The 17,758-nt window shown below is 37.1% G+C and carries 14 protein-coding genes; 2 read left to right on the forward strand and 12 right to left on the reverse strand.

Annotation, left to right across the window (positions count from 1 at the left end; genetic code table 11):
* Position 1 precedes the first annotated feature (1 nt).
* The 4 genes from ACFSQJ_RS06605 to uvrC form a co-directional block, all read right to left on the reverse strand.
* Complete coding sequence (locus ACFSQJ_RS06605) at positions 2–967, reverse strand: tryptophan 2,3-dioxygenase family protein (RefSeq protein WP_377766165.1); 966 nt, start codon at positions 965–967, stop codon at positions 2–4.
* A gap of 7 nt (positions 968–974) precedes the next feature.
* Complete coding sequence (locus ACFSQJ_RS06610; RefSeq protein ID WP_377766166.1) at positions 975–1,751, reverse strand: DUF3108 domain-containing protein; 777 nt, start codon at positions 1,749–1,751, stop codon at positions 975–977.
* Between the two features lie 314 nt (positions 1,752–2,065).
* Positions 2,066–4,306, reverse strand: a complete 2,241-nt coding sequence (locus tag ACFSQJ_RS06615; protein ID WP_377766167.1) for a patatin-like phospholipase family protein — start codon at positions 4,304–4,306, stop codon at positions 2,066–2,068.
* A gap of 13 nt (positions 4,307–4,319) precedes the next feature.
* Positions 4,320–6,107, reverse strand: coding sequence for an excinuclease ABC subunit UvrC (gene uvrC, locus ACFSQJ_RS06620; RefSeq protein WP_377766168.1), 1,788 nt, complete (start codon positions 6,105–6,107; stop codon positions 4,320–4,322).
* Positions 6,108–6,543: 436 nt separating this feature from the next.
* Between uvrC and ACFSQJ_RS06625 the strand changes: the two genes are divergently transcribed.
* Entirely contained in the window at positions 6,544–7,104 is a 561-nt protein-coding gene (locus ACFSQJ_RS06625; protein WP_377766169.1) for a 5-formyltetrahydrofolate cyclo-ligase, read from the forward strand.
* Here ACFSQJ_RS06625 and ACFSQJ_RS06630 read toward each other — a convergent pair.
* The 4 genes from ACFSQJ_RS06630 to ileS form a co-directional block, all read right to left on the reverse strand.
* The gene (locus ACFSQJ_RS06630) at positions 7,101–7,721 is read right to left on the reverse strand and encodes a lipoprotein signal peptidase (RefSeq protein ID WP_377766170.1); all 621 of its coding nucleotides are present in this window, start codon (positions 7,719–7,721) and stop codon (positions 7,101–7,103) included. The genes ACFSQJ_RS06625 and ACFSQJ_RS06630 overlap by 4 nt on opposite strands.
* 33 nt (positions 7,722–7,754) lie before the next feature.
* The gene (locus ACFSQJ_RS06635) at positions 7,755–8,327 is read right to left on the reverse strand and encodes a hypothetical protein (RefSeq protein WP_377766171.1); all 573 of its coding nucleotides are present in this window, start codon (positions 8,325–8,327) and stop codon (positions 7,755–7,757) included.
* Positions 8,328–8,407: 80 nt separating this feature from the next.
* Positions 8,408–8,791 (reverse strand): TraR/DksA family transcriptional regulator, encoded by a 384-nt coding sequence (locus ACFSQJ_RS06640; RefSeq protein ID WP_377766172.1) that lies wholly within the window; start codon positions 8,789–8,791, stop codon positions 8,408–8,410.
* A gap of 2 nt (positions 8,792–8,793) precedes the next feature.
* Complete coding sequence (ileS, locus tag ACFSQJ_RS06645) at positions 8,794–12,192, reverse strand: isoleucine--tRNA ligase (RefSeq protein ID WP_377766249.1); 3,399 nt, start codon at positions 12,190–12,192, stop codon at positions 8,794–8,796.
* Between the two features lie 166 nt (positions 12,193–12,358).
* On the opposite strand from ileS, the gene ACFSQJ_RS06650 reads away from it, so the two are divergent.
* Positions 12,359–12,748 (forward strand): hypothetical protein, encoded by a 390-nt coding sequence (locus tag ACFSQJ_RS06650; protein WP_377766173.1) that lies wholly within the window; start codon positions 12,359–12,361, stop codon positions 12,746–12,748.
* 58 nt (positions 12,749–12,806) lie between these two features.
* Here ACFSQJ_RS06650 and ACFSQJ_RS06655 read toward each other — a convergent pair whose 3' ends face one another.
* From ACFSQJ_RS06655 to gdhA, 4 genes are all read right to left on the reverse strand, one after another.
* On the reverse strand, positions 12,807–15,239 hold the full coding sequence (locus ACFSQJ_RS06655) for a TonB-dependent receptor (protein WP_377766174.1): 2,433 nt from the start codon (positions 15,237–15,239) through the stop codon (positions 12,807–12,809).
* Positions 15,223–15,942 (reverse strand): DNA repair protein RecO, encoded by a 720-nt coding sequence (gene recO / locus ACFSQJ_RS06660; RefSeq protein WP_377766175.1) that lies wholly within the window; start codon positions 15,940–15,942, stop codon positions 15,223–15,225. Before recO ends, ACFSQJ_RS06655 begins: the two co-directional genes overlap by 17 nt.
* Before the next feature lie 18 nt (positions 15,943–15,960).
* A complete protein-coding gene (locus tag ACFSQJ_RS06665) occupies positions 15,961–16,161 on the reverse strand; it encodes a hypothetical protein (RefSeq protein WP_377766176.1) in 201 nt (66 codons plus the stop codon).
* A 194-nt stretch (positions 16,162–16,355) separates the two neighbouring features.
* A complete protein-coding gene (gene gdhA, locus ACFSQJ_RS06670) occupies positions 16,356–17,699 on the reverse strand; it encodes an NADP-specific glutamate dehydrogenase (RefSeq protein WP_377766177.1) in 1,344 nt (447 codons plus the stop codon).
* Between the last annotated feature and the right edge of the window lie 59 nt (positions 17,700–17,758).

A 17,758-nucleotide genomic window follows, 5' to 3' on the forward strand; every position in this document is an offset into this window, starting at 1 on the left:
TTTATGCTTTGTTTTTTGGATTAAAAATATGGTCTACCCACTGTTTCCCCCAGGTGTTCAACTCCATTTCTGAATGCAAATTTGGGAAAAATATTATTTTCTGAAAACTTGGAGGTAAATACGCTTTCCAATTAGTGCCCCCAGTGGCATCAACAGGCGCTTTATCCTTACCCAGATAACGGTATGCAGAACCCATGTGCATTAATGGCCAATTAACATTTGCATTCACATCTAATTCTTTCAAGACCTCGATTAATTCTTTGTTCTCCTTTGATTTTGGGGGAAGATTAAGGTATTTACTATACATCGTATTACCCTTCACTTGGTTGGCAATTCTTAATAATCTTGGGGTATATCTAAATTCGAACTGCTTTAACGTAAGTGTTTTTTCGCCGGTAGTAATATCTGTCGCGCCCTTTTTCCAATAGATATGTTCATATAATTCCTCAATAGAATTTGCAACAGAAAAATCAGCCCTTTGCGTATGGTGCACCAAATTTTCCATAGGTGTGGCGTAAATCTCGATCATTCTGTATTGCGCAGATTGAAAGCCACTTGCAGGAAGCAGCGCCATTCGATAACGTAAAAATTGTTCACGGTCCATCCCCTTTATCATAATACTAAAAGAAGAGGTCAGTGCTTTGTAATAACTATTGATACGATGCACCTTATTTATAAAAAACTCAAGATCTTGTGATTTATCTTCTACCAACTGTTTCTGTTCATGCAAAATAAGCTTGAAATACAGCTCGGTGATTTGATGGTACATGATAAAAATCTCCTCATCAGGAAAGTGTGTTTTGGGCACCTGTATACTTAGAAGCGTATCTAGATGAATATAGTCCCAATAGGTTAAATACCTTTGGTAAAGTAGACCATCGAGGTAAGAGCTAAGGTCTTGTCCTGAATTTTTAAACTTTTCTTCAAGCTTGTTGATTTGGGACTCAATTAGCTCGTCTTTCTTCATTTAGTGATCACTTCATAATTATCTTGAACTGATTTTTAAGTCCATTATATCCATCTAAATCTGCTTTGATCGAGCCTACGGCCAAATCTGCCTTTATACGAATAGGAATCTTATTTAAATCGTTCGATACCCACAAAGTTAAGCTTTCTTGCTCTTTAAAAACCCTGCCTGATTGTACATAAGGCCTAAATTTTAAACAGTCTACTTTTCCATACTTGGTTTTGACCACTTCAGTACCTAAAAATTTTAATTTGAACTTGTACATTCCGTCATCATCATACAACATATCAATACTGATACTTTCCCCCACTTTAAAGTCTTCAAGATTATAATTACTTCTAAGATAATATGAGGCCGAAATCAAATCTTGCACCTTGTGATTGATCGCAATATTATAATCTTTCTTGTTCTTTTTATCTTCAAGTAAGGCGGATGATTTATCGTAGTCGAAATTTATTTCAATATCCTTAGTATAACCCCCCTCGTCTATTTTTCTGACAAAACGATAGGGTTTGCTGTTATACTTATCAAAATAGCTTTCATACCTATCATCGACCTTAAAAAACCATCTTGCCATACCAGTAGTTTTACCTTTGCCCACGGCATGATAAACCGGCGTTCCATTTAAGTTTTCTGAGGTAAGTTTAAGAGTGGCAAAACTTGCATTAAAAATGCCATAGTGAATTCTGAACTTCAACCACTCACCAGCCTTGTAGGCAGGTTTCTGTTGTGCTGAAACACCCAGCATCAAAAATGAAATAATGATGAAAGTAAGTTTTTTCATAGCAGATAAACTAACATTAAAAATACTATATAAAATGGCTTTATTCGCACATTTACTTTTACTAAAACAAAAGTTATTCCAAAGTATTGTACAAAAAAAGCCCTGATGCTTACATCAGGGCTTTCTCTAAATAACCAACCAAACTTTAAATTATGAAAAACCAATACTTAAAGTAGTGAGGGAACCACCCCTCTTGTTATACAAATGTATGACAGCTTAACTTAGAAATCTCAGGTTTTAACGTACTTTAACTTAGCTTGACCATAGTTGGTTTTCTTTTAAGAATAATTACCATTTTTTAGGATAATATTTTGCTAAAACCAGTACCCAATGCTAAAAAGGACTTCGCTCTCATTCCGTTGTGGCGACCATGAATAATAAATCTGCAAAGGGCCGAGGAAAGATTCGAACCCATAACCGATGCCATAACCTGAAAAATTAGGTTCTGTAAACCACTCTCCCGTTCTGAATAGGTCATCATCTACATTTGCAACGTTGGCGGTAAAAAGTGCATGATTTTTTGGAGCGAATTCGTAATCCAACCTGGCGTAAGCCTTTACGAAACTATTGCCCGGGAGTGATAAAAAATCATACCCGAAAAAGGGAATAAAGTTGTGAGTTGGTTCACTGCCAAATCCTCCTAAAATAAAATCGAAAGAAGATACATTCGAAGTCCCTAACTTAAAGCCACCCTCAGTTTCAATATTTAAGGTCAAATTTTTGAGCCATGTAAATGCCCCTCCCATACGTGCCTTGGTTATCGAAAAATCCTTAAAATTATTATTAAAATCAGAAGAAAGTATGTAGTAGTGAAAATCTCCATCAAAATATAATCCTTTAGTAGGAAAGTACTTGTCATCATAAGTGTCCAGTTTTAACTTTCCGTAGGTGCTAAAATAGTTGCTGTTTTCAAAAAAAGTACGATCAGTAGGAGGAGGAACAGCTGCTAGTGCGCCTATATTATTATTTAAAGTTCTTGTACTATAGCGCAACAATTTATGTTCAAGACCAATGCTAAAAGCAAATTCTTCTTTTAAAACAGTTTGCAGATATACTTGATTGGTCAAGTCTGTTACATCAAGATTGATTTCGCTGATATTTGGGTCATCGGGCACATCAAAATTTGAACGTATAAGACCAAAATCAACCTCTTTATCAAAGTCATTAAAATTCGAATTTACCCCAAAACTCCAGTAAAACCCTTTATCTAAGTAGTACTGAAAATTGTAGCGCACATGATCGCCCAAAATAAAATCGAATGATGCCACATCATCTTTTAGCAATAGGTTTTTTCTGGTAATGTTCAATAAGGCCGCACTTTTATATAAATCATCATAATGGGCGCTCATTTTAATATACATCTTGGTGGTATTCTCTTTTAATTTCAAGATCAAATCTGTACCAAGACCATTTGAGACCAATTCGTACCGTATCGCTTTAAAATTACCCGTTGCAGCAAGGTTATTTATTCCCTGCTTTAATTTCTCGAATGGAATTTTATCTGCAAGATTAAAACGTAGCTTTCCTTTGATATACCCTCTGGTGTATCTATTGTTGCCCTCTATAATCAATCTATTGATACTGAGGCTATCCATACTTTTTCCTATAATTCGATTTACCCGTTTCGATTGTTTTTTATCCGCCAAGGCCTTTAAATCCATCCATTTTTCTTTTGCCCCAATTTCCCCTATCTCAATAATCGTTGATCCCTTTTCAAAATCAATTACTGAAAAATCTTCGATATTGGGTTGAATATAGATGTCTGTTTCTTTCCTTTTTTTAACCATATCATTTACGGTACGGTAATTATTTATTTGCAATAAAACTTCCGTTGCCGATGATAAAGATTCTCTTTTGGCCAAAGCATCTTGCACATCGATACCAATAATAACATCTGCTCCTAGATTTTTAACCTCATCTATTGGATAGTTATTGACCACACCCCCATCTATCAATATTTTACCATCCAACTCTGTTGGTTCAAATAGAGAAGGTAATGTACCACTTGCCATTATAGCTTCAGGCAAGTAGCCACTATCTAACAATATAGGATCGCCGGTCTCAACGTTGGTAGCGATACATAAAAAAGGGATTGGAAGTTTATTAAAATCTCTTATATCCTTTACATGGAACAATAAGCGAACAAATTCATTGTAGATATTTTGCCCTCCGGATATCGCTTCTGGAAAGGAAACTTTAAAGTTATCAAAAGGCAAACCTAGAGCATAGCGCTCAGAATCGTCCTTTTCATAAAATGATTTTGCCCCTCTCGGCACATTATCTTGAATTAGCTTTGAAAAATCAGTTGATTTAAATATCGAGTCCAATTCATTAGCCGTATAGCCCGAAGCATATAAGGCACCCACTATAGCCCCCATACTGGTACCACCAATATAATCTATCTCTACCCCAGCTTCTTCAATTATTTTTAGCGCCCCGATATGTGCTAGCCCTTTTGCACCTCCACCACTAAGTACAAGCCCAACTTTAGGTTCTTCTTGTGAGCATACCAAAGTACATACTAAAAGTAAAAGAAATGCTATCTTTTTCTTCATTCGAATTCCATTCTTAATGAAATGATTCATAAACTTTTTTGGCTTTGGCCATACCTATTGACTTTGCCAGATTATCTAAAGATGCTTCACGTATTCTTTTCACCGATTTAAAACTTTTAAGCAATTGCTCAGCCGTTTTCCCTCCTATACCTTCAATCTTTTCCAGCTCTGAATTAATGGCTACTTTACTTCGCTTATTTCTGTGAAAAGAAATACCAAAACGGTGCGCCTCATTACGGAGTTGTTGGATAATTTTTAGCGTTTCGGATTTTTTATCTAGGTATAGAGGAATCGGGTCTTCAGGAAAATAGATTTCTTCCAATCGCTTGGCTATACCTATAATAGCAATTTTACCTCTTAAACCTAAAATGTCTAGGCTTTTTAGTGCTGATGATAATTGCCCTTTACCACCGTCAATTACAATTAACTGTGGCAAATCTTGAGCCTCGTTCAACAGTCTTTTATACCTTCTAAATACGACCTCTTCCATTGAGGCAAAATCATCCGGACCTTCGACCGTCTTTATATTATAATGGCGGTACTCTTTCTTTGCCGGCATACCTTCTCTAAAAACAACACAGGCCGCTACGGGATTAGTTCCTTGAATATTAGAGTTGTCAAAACACTCTATATGTGTTGGGGCTTCGGACAACCTTAAGTCGGACTTCATTTGTGCCATGATACGTTTGGCGTGGCGATCTGGGTCTACTATTTTTATTTGCTTAAAGCGCTCTTGCCTGAAGAATTTGGCATTTCGGGTTGATAGATCCAATAGTTTTTTCTTATCTCCTAATTTTGGGATAGTAATTTTAACATCCTTATCCACTTCAACGGCAAAAGGCAGGTACAATTCTTTAGAATCAGATTTAAAACGTTGGCGCAGTTCAACGATGGCCAATTGCAATAACTCTTCATCTGTTTCTTCTAGTTTCTTTTTTATTTCTAGGGTGTGCGATCTTATAATTAATCCGTGAGAAACTTGTAAAAAATTCACGTAGGCATGGGTTTCATCAGAAAAAATAGAGAAAATATCAACATTGCTAATTTTAGGATTGACAACTGTCGATTTTACCTGGTAGTTTTCCAATACTTCTATTTTCTCTTTAATACGCTGCGCTTTTTCAAACTCCATTTCTGCTGCGAGCGTTTTCATCTGATGTTTAAAATAGAGTAATGAGCTTTTAAAGTTTCCCTTGATGATGTCTCTAATATCATCTATTTGTTTGTGATATTCGACGGCTTCTTGCAAATTTTCACACGGTGCTTTGCAATTACCCAAATGAAACTCAAGACATCGCTTGTACTTGCCAGCATTTATTTTCTCCTCCGAAAGGTCATAATTACATGTTCTTAGCGGATAAACACTTTTAATCAGATCCAAAAGTGTCTTTACCGTCTTCATACTCGTGTACGGACCAAAATATTCCGACCCATCCTTAATCAACTTTCTGGTTGGAAATATCCGAGGGAAACGCTCATTTTTTATACAAATCCAGGGGTAAGACTTATCGTCTTTAAGCAGCACATTATACCTAGGTTGGTATTTTTTAATAAAATTATTTTCAAGTAGTAATGCATCTGATTCGGTAGCTACTACAATATGTTTGATAGACCTTATTTTTTTTACCAATACCCGCGTCTTTCCATATTCGTGGTTTTTGGTAAAGTATGATGACACCCGTTTCTTGAGATTTTTGGCCTTACCCACATAAATAATAGTATCGGATTCATCGTAAAACTGATAAACACCGGGGCTATTGGGCAACGAACTTATTTGAACTTCAATCGGTAAATGTACCATGTGAGCTTTAAGAAATTTAAGGTGCAGTACACTTGGTTAAATTACTACCTTTTTAAAAAAGCATGAATTGTTTTTAATTTTTTAACTCAAAAATCAATGTGAGAACCTTAGAATTATATGTGGTTTACAAAACCTAAATACATGGTATGTTGTTGTTAACTATTACATTAAACTGAAGAATTAATTTTCTTTTTCTTAAAAAAACTACAAAAAAAGTGTAATTCAACGATAAAATTGTGCAGTTCATAGGTTGTATGTAAAATTTTTCTTTATATTTAAATCAAATTAAAGTTACCCCCTATGGAAAACTATTTAATTGTTTTAGGTATGTATCTGATTTTGATGCTTTTCTTCAAAATCTACTTTGCTGTCTCAACGAGAGAGTAGAACTTATCTGAAACTGCCCCCAACAGTATCTTCTATTTTATGAAGTTAGATGCGAAAAATTGAACTTAGAGAGGCCTACCGAAGCAAAAGAAAAAAGCTTAGTTTCGAAACCATACAAAGCCAGAGTTTAAAAATTTCCAATAATATACTCCAAATGAATATTTGGAGTTTTTTTTATTATCATGTTTTCTTGACGATTACTGAAAGTAAAGAGGTTGATACCGCTTACCTTTTAACCCTACTTCATGGTAAGGATAAAAATGTTATTATACCTAAAACAAAGGGAGAAAAGCAACTGGAGCATTTTCTTCTTACCGACAGCACACTGCTCAAAAAAAACAAATGGAATATTCCAGAACCCGTAAATGGTATTCGTATTGATGAAAAACAACTGGAAGTTGTTTTTATTCCCCTACTTGCTTTTGATTTAAAAGGAAATAGAGTGGGATACGGAAAAGGGTTTTACGATACATTTCTCAAAAAATGTAATTCCAATGTGGTGAAAATAGGGCTATCTTTTTTTGAAGCTGAAAGGGAAATCGAAGATATTGACAAGCATGACATACCTTTAGACTACTGCGTTACACCAGAAAAAGTGTATAAATTTTAACTTTCTGTCTTGGCGAAAGCTCTTTTATTAAAGAAAATCAAAATTCCGACCCCAGTGCTTATCGCAGTATCGGCGATATTAAAAATAGGTTCGAAAAATCGAAAGTTTTTACCTCCGACACTTGGAACCCATTCGGGCCAAGTTGTATCAATTAAAGGAAAATATAGCATATCTACCACTTTACCATAAAAGAGATTCCCGTAGGGCTCATTAGAAAATAGCTCAGCTACTTCATTATTACTCTCATTAAACAACAATCCGTAAAAAACAGAGTCTATAATATTACCCAAGGCCCCGGCAAAAATCAAGGATACCGCAAGTATCAATACTTTGGGAGATTTCTTTTTGATGATATCAAAAAGCCAATACCCTATTCCGAAAATCGCGAATAAACGGAATATGGTTAAAAACAATTTTCCTAATGACTCAGAAATTGGCAGAATATCACTAAGCTTTGTACCCCAAGCAGCCCCCTCGTTTTCAATAAACAAAATTTTAAACCAGCTAAAAACCTGAACAGATTCGCCTAAAACAAAATTTGTTTTAATATATATCTTGCTTAGCTGATCTATGACCAAGATTAGAACAATAAGTAAAATAGATTTCTTTAAATTCATTTCTATTTGATAATTGGGGCAAAAATAGCCATATTAATCGGTTTTATTTACGTAGATATCCCCTTCAACAGAGACAAGTCTATAACTTGAATTTCCTGTGGGAATTTTTGCTAATTGCACCTTACCATAAGTACTTTCTGCCGTTATTTTTCCTTCTTTTGCAGTAATGTTAATTGTTCCTTTCTGTGTCTTCACTTCTACATTTTCAACAACATTAACCATACTGCAATCCCCTGTATCAGAACTTACTTTTAAGTATTTGTATTTCCCTGAAGCCAATACTTTACTGTTCGTGCCGTAAACATTTACATTACAGTAACTGGGAATCGTAATTTTAAGTGAAATAGAAATTACTTTATGCGCACTTAACTTATCGTTTGGGGCAACAAAATTGGGCAAAAAGTCCGCACTTACTAGTACGTTAGCGCCATCTTCTTCAATCTTTACAGCTAAATCTTTTTCATATTCCCCCTCTATACTCGCCTCTACTTTTAACTCGCTCTCTTTAGAAGTTGCTAGCGTAACCAGATAACAATTTTTGGTGTCAACTTGTATGGACTGCTTTTCAGAATTTATAATCGTTTTACGGATTGTTTTTTGCCCCATCAACGAATGGGTCAAAAGCAAAACTGTTATAACTACTAATAGAATCCTCATCAACAAAAAAACGCCCTAGGGCGTTTTTACTATTTCTGCATATTCTTAGCCTCAATGCTCAATGTCGCGTGAGGAACTAGTTTTAGGCGCTCTTTATTAATCAGCTTACCGGTTACACGGCAAATACCATAGGTTTTGTTCTCAATTCTGAGCAAAGCGTTCTTTAAATCACGAATAAACTTCTCTTGTCTTATAGCTAATTGCGTATTAGCCTCTTTGCTCATGGTTTCAGAACCCTCTTCAAAAGCTTTAAAGGTAGGTGAAGTATCATCCGTACCGTTATTACCATCGTTCATATAGGCGCTTTTCAACAACTCTAAGTGATTCTTTGCCTTTTCTATTTTTTCTTCGATTAAGATCTTAAACTCCCCAAGGTCTTTATCTGAGTATCTAACTTTTAAATCTTGTGCCATTTTTAGTGTTTTTGGATAAACAATTTAGTGTTCACGTCATCGAAAGCAATTTCCGTGCCCTCTTCTAAACGTTCTTCATATACTAGTTCTGCTGTTAGTGTTTCGCTCTTTAAATATGTCTCGTTAGCCGCAATGGCTTTTTCGATAAAACCATCCTTTAATATTTTTAAATCTATTTTATCGGTAACCTCAAAACCAGATTCTTTTCTTAAATTCTGAATTCTATTTACCAATTCTCTAGCAATTCCCTCATTTTTAAGACTTTCGTCAATTGTAACGTCCAAGGCGACTGTTAACGGACCAGAAGTCGCTACCAACCATCCTTCGATGTCTTGAGAGAAGATTTCTACATCAGACAACTGTAAATTAATACTTTTATTATCCAATTCCAGCGTTATTTCGCCTTCCTGCTCGATTTTTTGGATATCTTCCTTTTGTAAAGCATTGACTGCATTGGCTACGGCCTTCATTTCTTTGCCAAATTTTGGCCCCAAAACTTTAAAATTAGGTTTTATTTGCTTTACTAGAATTCCTGATGCATCATCCATCAGTTCTATTTCCTTTACATTGACTTCTGATTTAATAAGATCTACAACTGCTTCGATTTCGGACCGTTGCAAATCATTTAAAACAGGTACCATTATCTTTTGTAGGGGCTGACGAACTTTGATTTTCTCTTTCTGACGGATGGATAAAACTAAAGATGAAATCTTTTGTGCCGTCTGCATTTTACTTTCTAGATTGGCATTTACCATTGTTTTATCAAAAGCCGGGAAGTTTGTCAAATGCACACTTTCAAAGCCCTCTTTACCGGTAACTACATCCAAATCTTTATACAATCTGTCCATAAAGAATGGAGCGATAGGTGCCGATAATTTTGCAACCGTTTTTAAACAGGTATACAAAGTCTGGTATGCCGAAATTTTATCATGCTGATAATCACCTTTCCAGAAACGTCTTCTGCTCAAACGTACATACCAATTGCTTAAGTTTTCTTGTACGAAGTCTGAAATAACACGTGCAGCTCTAGTTGGCTCGTAGTCATTATAGGCTTCATCCACTTTTTGAATTATGGTATTCAATTCAGACAATATCCATTGATCCAACTCTGGTCTATCGGCCAATTCAATTTCTTTTTCGGCATAACTGAACTCGTCAATATTTGCATATAAAGAAAAGAACGAATAGGTATTATAAAGTGTGCCGAAAAACTTGCGTTTTACTTCAACGATACCGTCGATATCAAATTTTAAATTATCCCACGGATTGGCATTTGAAATCATATACCAACGCGTAGCATCCGCACCATGTTCTGGCAAGGTTACAAACGGGTCTACCGCATTACCCAAACGTTTGGACATCTTCTTGCCTTCTTTATCCAATACAAGTCCGTTCGATACCACGTTCTTGTACGCTACAGCGTCAAAAACCATGGTGCCTATCGCATGCAAAGTATAGAACCAACCTCTAGTTTGGTCTACACCTTCCGCTATAAAATCTGCCGGAAAAGTCTCTCCTTTATCAATCAAATCCTTATTCTCAAAAGGATAATGCCATTGCGCATAGGGCATTGAACCACTATCGAACCAAACATCAATAAGGTCAGACTCGCGCTTCATAGGCTTACCAGAAGAAGAAACCAATGTTATTTGGTCTACAATGTTTTTATGTAGATCGATTTTATCATAATTGGCCTCACTCATGTCACCCACAACAAAGTCTTCAAAAATGTCTTTTTCAAGAACTCCTGCTTCTATAGCTTTTGCCATTTCGGCTTTAAGTTCTGCAACTGAACCTATCATCAGTTGGTCCGAACCATCTTCTGTACGCCAAATAGGCAATGGAATACCCCAATAGCGCGAGCGTGAAAGATTCCAGTCATTCGCATTGGCCAACCAATTGCCAAAACGGCCTTCACCAGTTGATTTTGGTTTCCAATTAATAGTTTCATTGAGTTCGAACATTCTGTCTTTAATGTCCGTCACTTTAATAAACCAAGAATCTAAGGGATAGTACAAAATAGGTTTATCAGTACGCCAGCAGTTAGGGTAACTGTGTACATACTTTTCTACCTTAAAAGCCTTGTTCTCTTCTTTTAACTTAATGGCGATTTCTACATCGATAGATCGTTCAGGAGCTTCGCCATCATCATAATACTCGTTCTTGACATACTTACCGCCAAACTCTTTAAGTTCAGGTCTAAACTTGCCCTGCAAATCAACGAGCGGAACCGGATTTTTACTTTCATCCAACACCAATAAAGGCGGTACTTCTGGCTCTGCCAATTTAGCCACCATAGCATCATCGGCGCCAAAGGTTGGTGCCGTATGTACGATACCTGTACCATCTTCAGTAGTAACAAAATCGCCAGCAATCACCCGAAACGCATTTTCAGCGTTTTGGTATGGAGAAGCATAATCTATTAACTGCTCATATCTAATTTCTAAAAGGTCTGCCCCTTTACACTCGGCAGCGATTAGATAAGGTATTTTTTTGTTTTCCATAGAATAACCAGAAAGTACCGCAACCTCGTCGGTATGCTCATACTTTCCTGTAAATTGCTTGTTTACCAAATTTTTGGCCAAGATTACATGTACCGGCTCAAAAGTATATTGATTGTATGTGGCGACTACCACATAATCAATCTTAGCTCCAACGGTCAATGCCGTATTACTTGGTAGTGTCCATGGCGTTGTCGTCCAAGCCAAGAAATGTAAATGGTCAAATCTTTTTAAGGATTCTGGCAAAGTACTTTCAACCGCTTTAAATTGAGCGGTTACTGTTGTATCCGTTACATCTTGATACGTTCCAGGCTGATTCAGTTCATGTGAACTTAAACCAGTTCCCGCTTTTGGAGAATAAGGCTGAATGGTGTAGCCTTTATAAATTAAACCATTATCGTAAATCTGTTTTAGTAACCACCAAACGGATTCCATGTATTTGGATTTGTAGGTGACATAGGGGTCATCCATATCTACCCAATAGCCTACTTTTTCGGTCATCTCGTTCCACACATCGGTGTAGCGCATCACCGCTTTTTTACAGGCTGCGTTGTATTCTTCAACAGAAATTTTAGTACCAATATCCTCTTTGGTGATACCCAGTTCTTTTTCTACACCAAGTTCTATGGGCAGACCATGCGTATCCCAACCCGCTTTGCGCTTGACTTGAAAGCCCTTCATGGTTTTATACCTAGGGAAAATATCCTTAATGGTACGCGCCATTACATGATGAATACCTGGCATTCCGTTTGCCGAAGGTGGCCCTTCGTAAAAGACATAACTTTCCTTACCCTCGCGTGTAACGACACTTTTTTCGAAGATGTTATTCTCCTTCCAGTAGTCCAATATTTCATCGGCCACTTTTGGCAAGTTCAATCCTTTATACTCTGCAAACTTCATATAGGCTTTCTTCAAGAATTCCAAGTTTGCAAAAATAAAAATTTAGATGGATTTCAATCGTATTCAGTGACCTAAATGCGTATAATGTGTCTAATGTGTAACGGTTTACATCTAAAACCTATTTTTAACCGTATATGTACCATAACAAACACAAAAACTATTAAAAATGAAAAAAGTATTTCTTGCCGTATTGGCATTATCAATGACAGCTTCTGTTTTAACTTCTTGTAAAGAAGTAGAAAAGAAAGCTGAAGACGCTGCCGAGGCAACAGAAAGTGCATTAGAAGAAGCTGGTGACAACTTAAAAGAAGCCGGAGACGATCTTAAAGAAGCTGGTGAAAATGCAATGGATAAAGCAAAAGAAGTTGGAGAGGAAATGAAAGAAGGAGCTGAAAGTGCCATGGATAGCATTAAAAAAGCTGGTGAAAACTTAAAAGAAGGTGCCGAAAAAATGGGTGCTGACGCTAAAGATGCTATGACCAAAGCCGGTGATGAAGTAAAGGATGCCGCTAATAAAGTAGCAAAAGAAGTAGAGGAAGCAACTGACGACCACTAAACACTTTTGTTCCAAATCATTTAAAAACCCTAGCCTTTATTGGTTGGGGTTTTTGTTTTTAGAACGTATACCCTAGCCCCAAAATCAAATTTGTGCCCGGTGCTACAATACCTGAAGAGTAGGTACGGTAACGTTGATTCGTAATATTCTCTAAACTCAATGTGGTTTTTAAGGCATTCGAAATCTGGTACTGCGAGCGAAAGTTAAGCGTATACCAAGATGGTGAAAAAGGGTTGCCGTTTTGGTCACTGGCATAAATAAAAGGCTTATTACGTTCTGAAATGGCCAAATCTGCAAAAGGAATTTCGCCATTATAGTTCAAGAAAAAATCTGCCTTAAGTTTCTGGTTTTTCCATACTAGGTGGGCATCTGCAAAAGTGGGTGCTACGTGGCGTGCAGCAGAATCGGTTCCATCATCATCCTCTTCTACACCCTCAGTTAAAGTCAAATTCCCTAAGAAAGACCAATTCTCGTTCATAAAAGCCTCCACGCCAAACTCAAAGCCATATACATAGGCTTTGGCAGCATTCTGTATGGCCTGTACATTGCTCAATTCTCCATTATATTCAATTTGAGACTGCCCATTGAACTCAAAATCCCTACGCACCAAAGCGTCTACCAAATAGGTGTAAAAAGCGGCGCCTTTCAACACCAATTTATCGTTAAAGTTCTTACTTACCCCTAGCTCCGCATTATATGCATATTCAGAAACCAAATCAGGGTTTGGCACTACTACCGAACCAGGTTCAGAATCAAAAACCTTTCCAATATCATCAATATTTGGTGCCCTAAAACCAGTTGATCCGTTTAAGGTAATCTGTAAATCCGCCTTGGGAAACCAACTCATACCCAAACTACCTGTAAGTGCCCCAGAGCTTACGTTGGCCTCCTCAAAAGGAAAGGGAAAAAAGGTAGTATCAAAATCAGCATTTACATAAACCTGACTGTATCGCAACCCTGACAACAGGGTCAGATTGGGCTGAATTTGATACTCTCCATTAATATAACCCGCCAGCGTCTGCCAAGTAGAACCATCTGGATGTCTAGAAACGGCACCCGAGATTTCACCTGTATCAATGTTTAGATTTTGCCCGGTAGAGCCTATTTTATTAAAAATATATTCGGCACCATAGTACAAACGAAGATTACCGATTTTCTTGTTTTCAAAATCAAGGTTTAACGATAGGGCATCTACCTGTTCGGTTGTCGTATTTCGAACAACTTCTTGAAAGTTTCTACTAATTCTACTTTCTTCAAAAAACTGATAAGCCGACGTAATTTTTAAACCATCGTAAAACCGATTTTTTCCCTGCTGGGTTGCCCTAAAATTGGTCATAAACCATTTTTGCGGACCGTAGAACCACTCTGCAGAACGAAGGCCAGTACCAGCGTCGTCTGGTCTAATTAGACGGTCGTAACGTGAATAATTAGAAGTTTCGGAATAATACAGGCCTAAATCATAATTCCAATTTTTGTTCGGTCGATATCTAAATTTTTGAAGAAAATTAATCTGGTCATAGCCCAAAGGTACTTGTTTTTTAGGGTCGTTATTCTGTACCAAGATGTCTTGACCATTCTCACGGGCGACAAAATTGTTTCGCAAATACGAGTCAGGGCCATGTTCACCCATCGTTAAATCACCAAAACTATTGTAAGTGAAACTAGTGTACGATGCCCAAGTTTGGTGCCCCAAGTTAAAATCTAGGTGTACGGTATTCTCATTATTTGCAGTGGCAAACCGATAGGCCGCCTTACCTGAAAAAGTAAGGCTATCAGTATATGAAAACCTAGGGTCTTGCGTAAAAAAGTTCATTACCCCACCAATGGCGTCACTACCATAAATAACAGAGCCCGGACCAAATATAATTTCGGTATTCTTAATGGTGAAAGGGTCTATCGAAATAACGTTTTGAACATTTCCGCCCCTAAAAATGGCGTTGTTCATACGTACCCCGTCTACAGAGAGTAGTAATCGATTGGTTGCAAAACCTCTAATTAAAGGGCTGCCACCGCCCAACTGACTCTTTTGAACAAAGACCTTACCACTATTTTGTAATAGGTCGGCCGAGGTTTGGGGGTTTGTAAACGCAATAGTCCTAGCGTCTATGGCCACTATTTTTTGTGGGACATCTTTGCGTTGTTGTTCCCACTTTGAAACAGACATCACCACCTCTTCTAACTGTTCTGGTTTTAAATTTAGATAAACCCGATTTCCTCTTTTTGAAAGTTGGGCAATAGTAGTTGTAATAGCCTCATAACTTATGTGTTTAAAGGTAATGCGCTCGTTTTTGCCAAAAATGGAAAGGTCGCAGCTACCGTCAAAATCGGTGACCGCTGTTTTTGATTTATCTTGATTAAAAACAGCAACATTGACTATCTCATTGCCAGAATCGGCATCTAAAACAACCGCCTGTTGGGCCATGGTCGCTAAAGAAACTAGAAGGAAAAAAATAAGCAGAGCTACATTGCGCATACTAGTCAAAAACTGCATTTAAAACGGCCAAAGACTTGGGTTTTCTAAATCCGTGCAAATGTAATTCAAAATAGAGAATTACTGATTTTAAAAGTGATTCACGGACACCTTTGGTTATTCTTATCTCTTTAAGTGCATCAAATTTTATGCCCAAAAGTTTTTTGAAATATGTCGTATTTTCATTTTCAATTAAAGGGTTCAATGTAGGACTCGAAACAAATTGCCCCTCTAACAAATCGAAATAGGCTGCTGTACCCTCTGACTCCTCTGGATAGAAGCCCAAAAACTTAGTCAAGTTCACTAAAAACAACAAGTGAAAATCGGCAATTTTTTCATTATGATCCAACCACCGAAAACTATTTTCGAGATAATCGTATAAACCCGTGTCTTGCTGTTCTTCTTGAATACTGCTGCCCAACATTTCGGCTAAAAAAAGCACCAAACTATTCTTTACAATATTGGTGTGCAGGGTCTTATAAGGATATAATACTTTAACCTCCCTAATGGTTTCTAAAGTTCCTTTATTTTTATGGTTTGCCGTTAATTCTAACTGTGTTAAAGGTTGAAAATAGGCAGTTTTTAATTTTCCTTTTTTCGAAGCCAGAACTCCCTTAAGCAGATACGATTTTAAGCCGTCTGATTGCGTAAATGCTTTTACAATAAGGCTGGTATCGCCATATTTTAATGACGAAAGTATAATTGCTTTGGTAGTTACCTGCATATCATCATGCGAAACATGCTAGTCTTTGGTGTTCGGATAAACTCTCATAAAATAGATACTGGTAGTATCTATTTTATGTATAGGCATAGTACTATCGTAGCTAGGTTTAAAAACCGGCATACTATTGTTACTTTGCGCCAATACTTTATCATTCTTTTGCAAATTGAATAAGTCATTCATATAGTTTGAGTCCTTTGATCCTATCGTCAAAGAATCCATTATCCTAAATTTGGGGTAAGACTTTTGGTTGAATATTGGTTTCGTCGGTTTTTGACCAAGTAAAGAACACATGGATAGTGTGGCTAAAACAACCAATATAGTTCGCATAAGGTATAATTTTATATAAAATGAAGGTACAAAAAATGGCACAAAGGAATTATCCTTGTGCCATTTAATCAATCTTTTAGGGTAACCTATATTACACCTTGTGCTAGCATCGCATCGGCCACTTTTACGAATCCGGCGATATTTGCCCCTTTAACGTAGTTGCAATAACCGTCAGCGTCTTTTCCAAATTCTACGCAAGAATTGTGGATATCTTCCATAATGTCTTTCAATCTTTGGTCTACCTCTTCACGAGACCAACTAATACGAAGAGAGTTTTGTGACATTTCTAACCCTGAAGTAGCAACCCCACCAGCGTTTGAAGCTTTACCAGGTGCGAAAAGTATTCTCGCCTCGTGGAACTCATGAATAGCTTCAGGTGTCGATGGCATATTAGCACCTTCTGCTACGCATATACAACCATTTTTAATTAGTGTCTTGGCATCGTCTCCGCCTAGTTCATTTTGTGTAGCACAGGGTAATGCAATATCACATGCCACTTCCCAAGGCGTTTTTCCAGCATGGTAAGTAGCTGAATCGTATTTATCGGCATACTCAGAAATTCTTCCGCGACGGTTGTTCTTTAAATCCATCACAAAAGCCAGTTTTTCGGCATCAATACCGTCATTATCATGAATATATCCTCCAGAATCTGAAAGTGTCGATACTTTACCACCAAGCTGCAATACTTTTTCCGCAGCATATTGTGCAACATTACCCGAACCTGAGATTACAACCTTTTTACCTTTAAAAGATTCTCCTTTGGTTTTCAGCATGCTATCGGCAAAATAAACGGTACCATAACCTGTAGCTTCTGGGCGAATTAAAGAACCGCCCCAAGAACGACCTTTACCTGTTAATACCCCAGTAAATTCATTTCTGATTTTCTTATACATTCCGAAAAGGAAACCAATTTCGCGTGCCCCGACACCAATATCACCAGCAGGCACATCGGTATTAGGCCCTATATGTCTATTCAATTCTAACATAAAGGCATGGCAAAAGCGCATTACCTCATCATCAGATTTTCCTTTAGGGTCAAAATCCGAACCTCCTTTACCACCACCCATGGGTAGCGTAGTTAAACTGTTTTTAAAGACTTGTTCAAAAGCCAAAAACTTTAATACACTTGCATTTACCGTAGGGTGAAAACGAAGTCCTCCTTTGTATGGGCCAATGGCAGAGTTCATCTGTATGCGATATCCGCGGTTTACATGAATTTCACCATTATCATCTACCCATGCCACTCTAAACGATAATAAGCGTTCTGGCTCAACCATTCGTAAAAGAATATTCTTGCCGTTATAAATTTTGTGCTTCGCGATGTACGGAATTACAGTTTCTGCAACCTCTTGTACAGCTTGAATAAATTCAGGTTCGTGTCCATTTCTAGACTTCACCTCATCCATAAATGCTTTAATCTTTGCTTCCATAAAGGATTGATAATTTGTTAACCCTTAAAAGGGCATATTTTATTGAATTAGGAATTCAA

This window comes from Croceitalea marina, from assembly GCF_042684265.1.
Taxonomy (GTDB): Bacteria; Bacteroidota; Bacteroidia; order Flavobacteriales; family Flavobacteriaceae; genus Croceitalea; species Croceitalea marina.

Excerpts from the sequence above, each read along its gene's own strand:
- ACFSQJ_RS06605 (WP_377766165.1), bottom strand. The coding sequence starts at position 967 with ATGAAGAAAGACGAGCTAATTGAGTCCCAAATCAACAAGCTTGAAGAA.
- ACFSQJ_RS06610 (WP_377766166.1), bottom strand. The coding sequence starts at position 1,751 with ATGAAAAAACTTACTTTCATCATTATTTCATTTTTGATGCTGGGTGTT.
- ACFSQJ_RS06615 (WP_377766167.1), bottom strand. The coding sequence starts at position 4,306 with ATGAAGAAAAAGATAGCATTTCTTTTACTTTTAGTATGTACTTTGGTA.
- uvrC (WP_377766168.1), bottom strand. The coding sequence starts at position 6,107 with ATGGTACATTTACCGATTGAAGTTCAAATAAGTTCGTTGCCCAATAGC.
- ACFSQJ_RS06625 (WP_377766169.1), top strand. The coding sequence starts at position 6,544 with ATGCGAAAAATTGAACTTAGAGAGGCCTACCGAAGCAAAAGAAAAAAG.
- ACFSQJ_RS06630 (WP_377766170.1), bottom strand. The coding sequence starts at position 7,721 with ATGAATTTAAAGAAATCTATTTTACTTATTGTTCTAATCTTGGTCATA.
- ACFSQJ_RS06635 (WP_377766171.1), bottom strand. The coding sequence starts at position 8,327 with ATGGGGCAAAAAACAATCCGTAAAACGATTATAAATTCTGAAAAGCAG.
- ACFSQJ_RS06640 (WP_377766172.1), bottom strand. The coding sequence starts at position 8,791 with ATGGCACAAGATTTAAAAGTTAGATACTCAGATAAAGACCTTGGGGAG.
- ileS (WP_377766249.1), bottom strand. The coding sequence starts at position 12,192 with ATGAAGTTTGCAGAGTATAAAGGATTGAACTTGCCAAAAGTGGCCGAT.
- ACFSQJ_RS06650 (WP_377766173.1), top strand. The coding sequence starts at position 12,359 with ATGAAAAAAGTATTTCTTGCCGTATTGGCATTATCAATGACAGCTTCT.
- ACFSQJ_RS06655 (WP_377766174.1), bottom strand. The coding sequence starts at position 15,239 with ATGCAGTTTTTGACTAGTATGCGCAATGTAGCTCTGCTTATTTTTTTC.
- recO (WP_377766175.1), bottom strand. The coding sequence starts at position 15,942 with ATGCAGGTAACTACCAAAGCAATTATACTTTCGTCATTAAAATATGGC.
- ACFSQJ_RS06665 (WP_377766176.1), bottom strand. The coding sequence starts at position 16,161 with ATGGATTCTTTGACGATAGGATCAAAGGACTCAAACTATATGAATGAC.
- gdhA (WP_377766177.1), bottom strand. The coding sequence starts at position 17,699 with ATGGAAGCAAAGATTAAAGCATTTATGGATGAGGTGAAGTCTAGAAAT.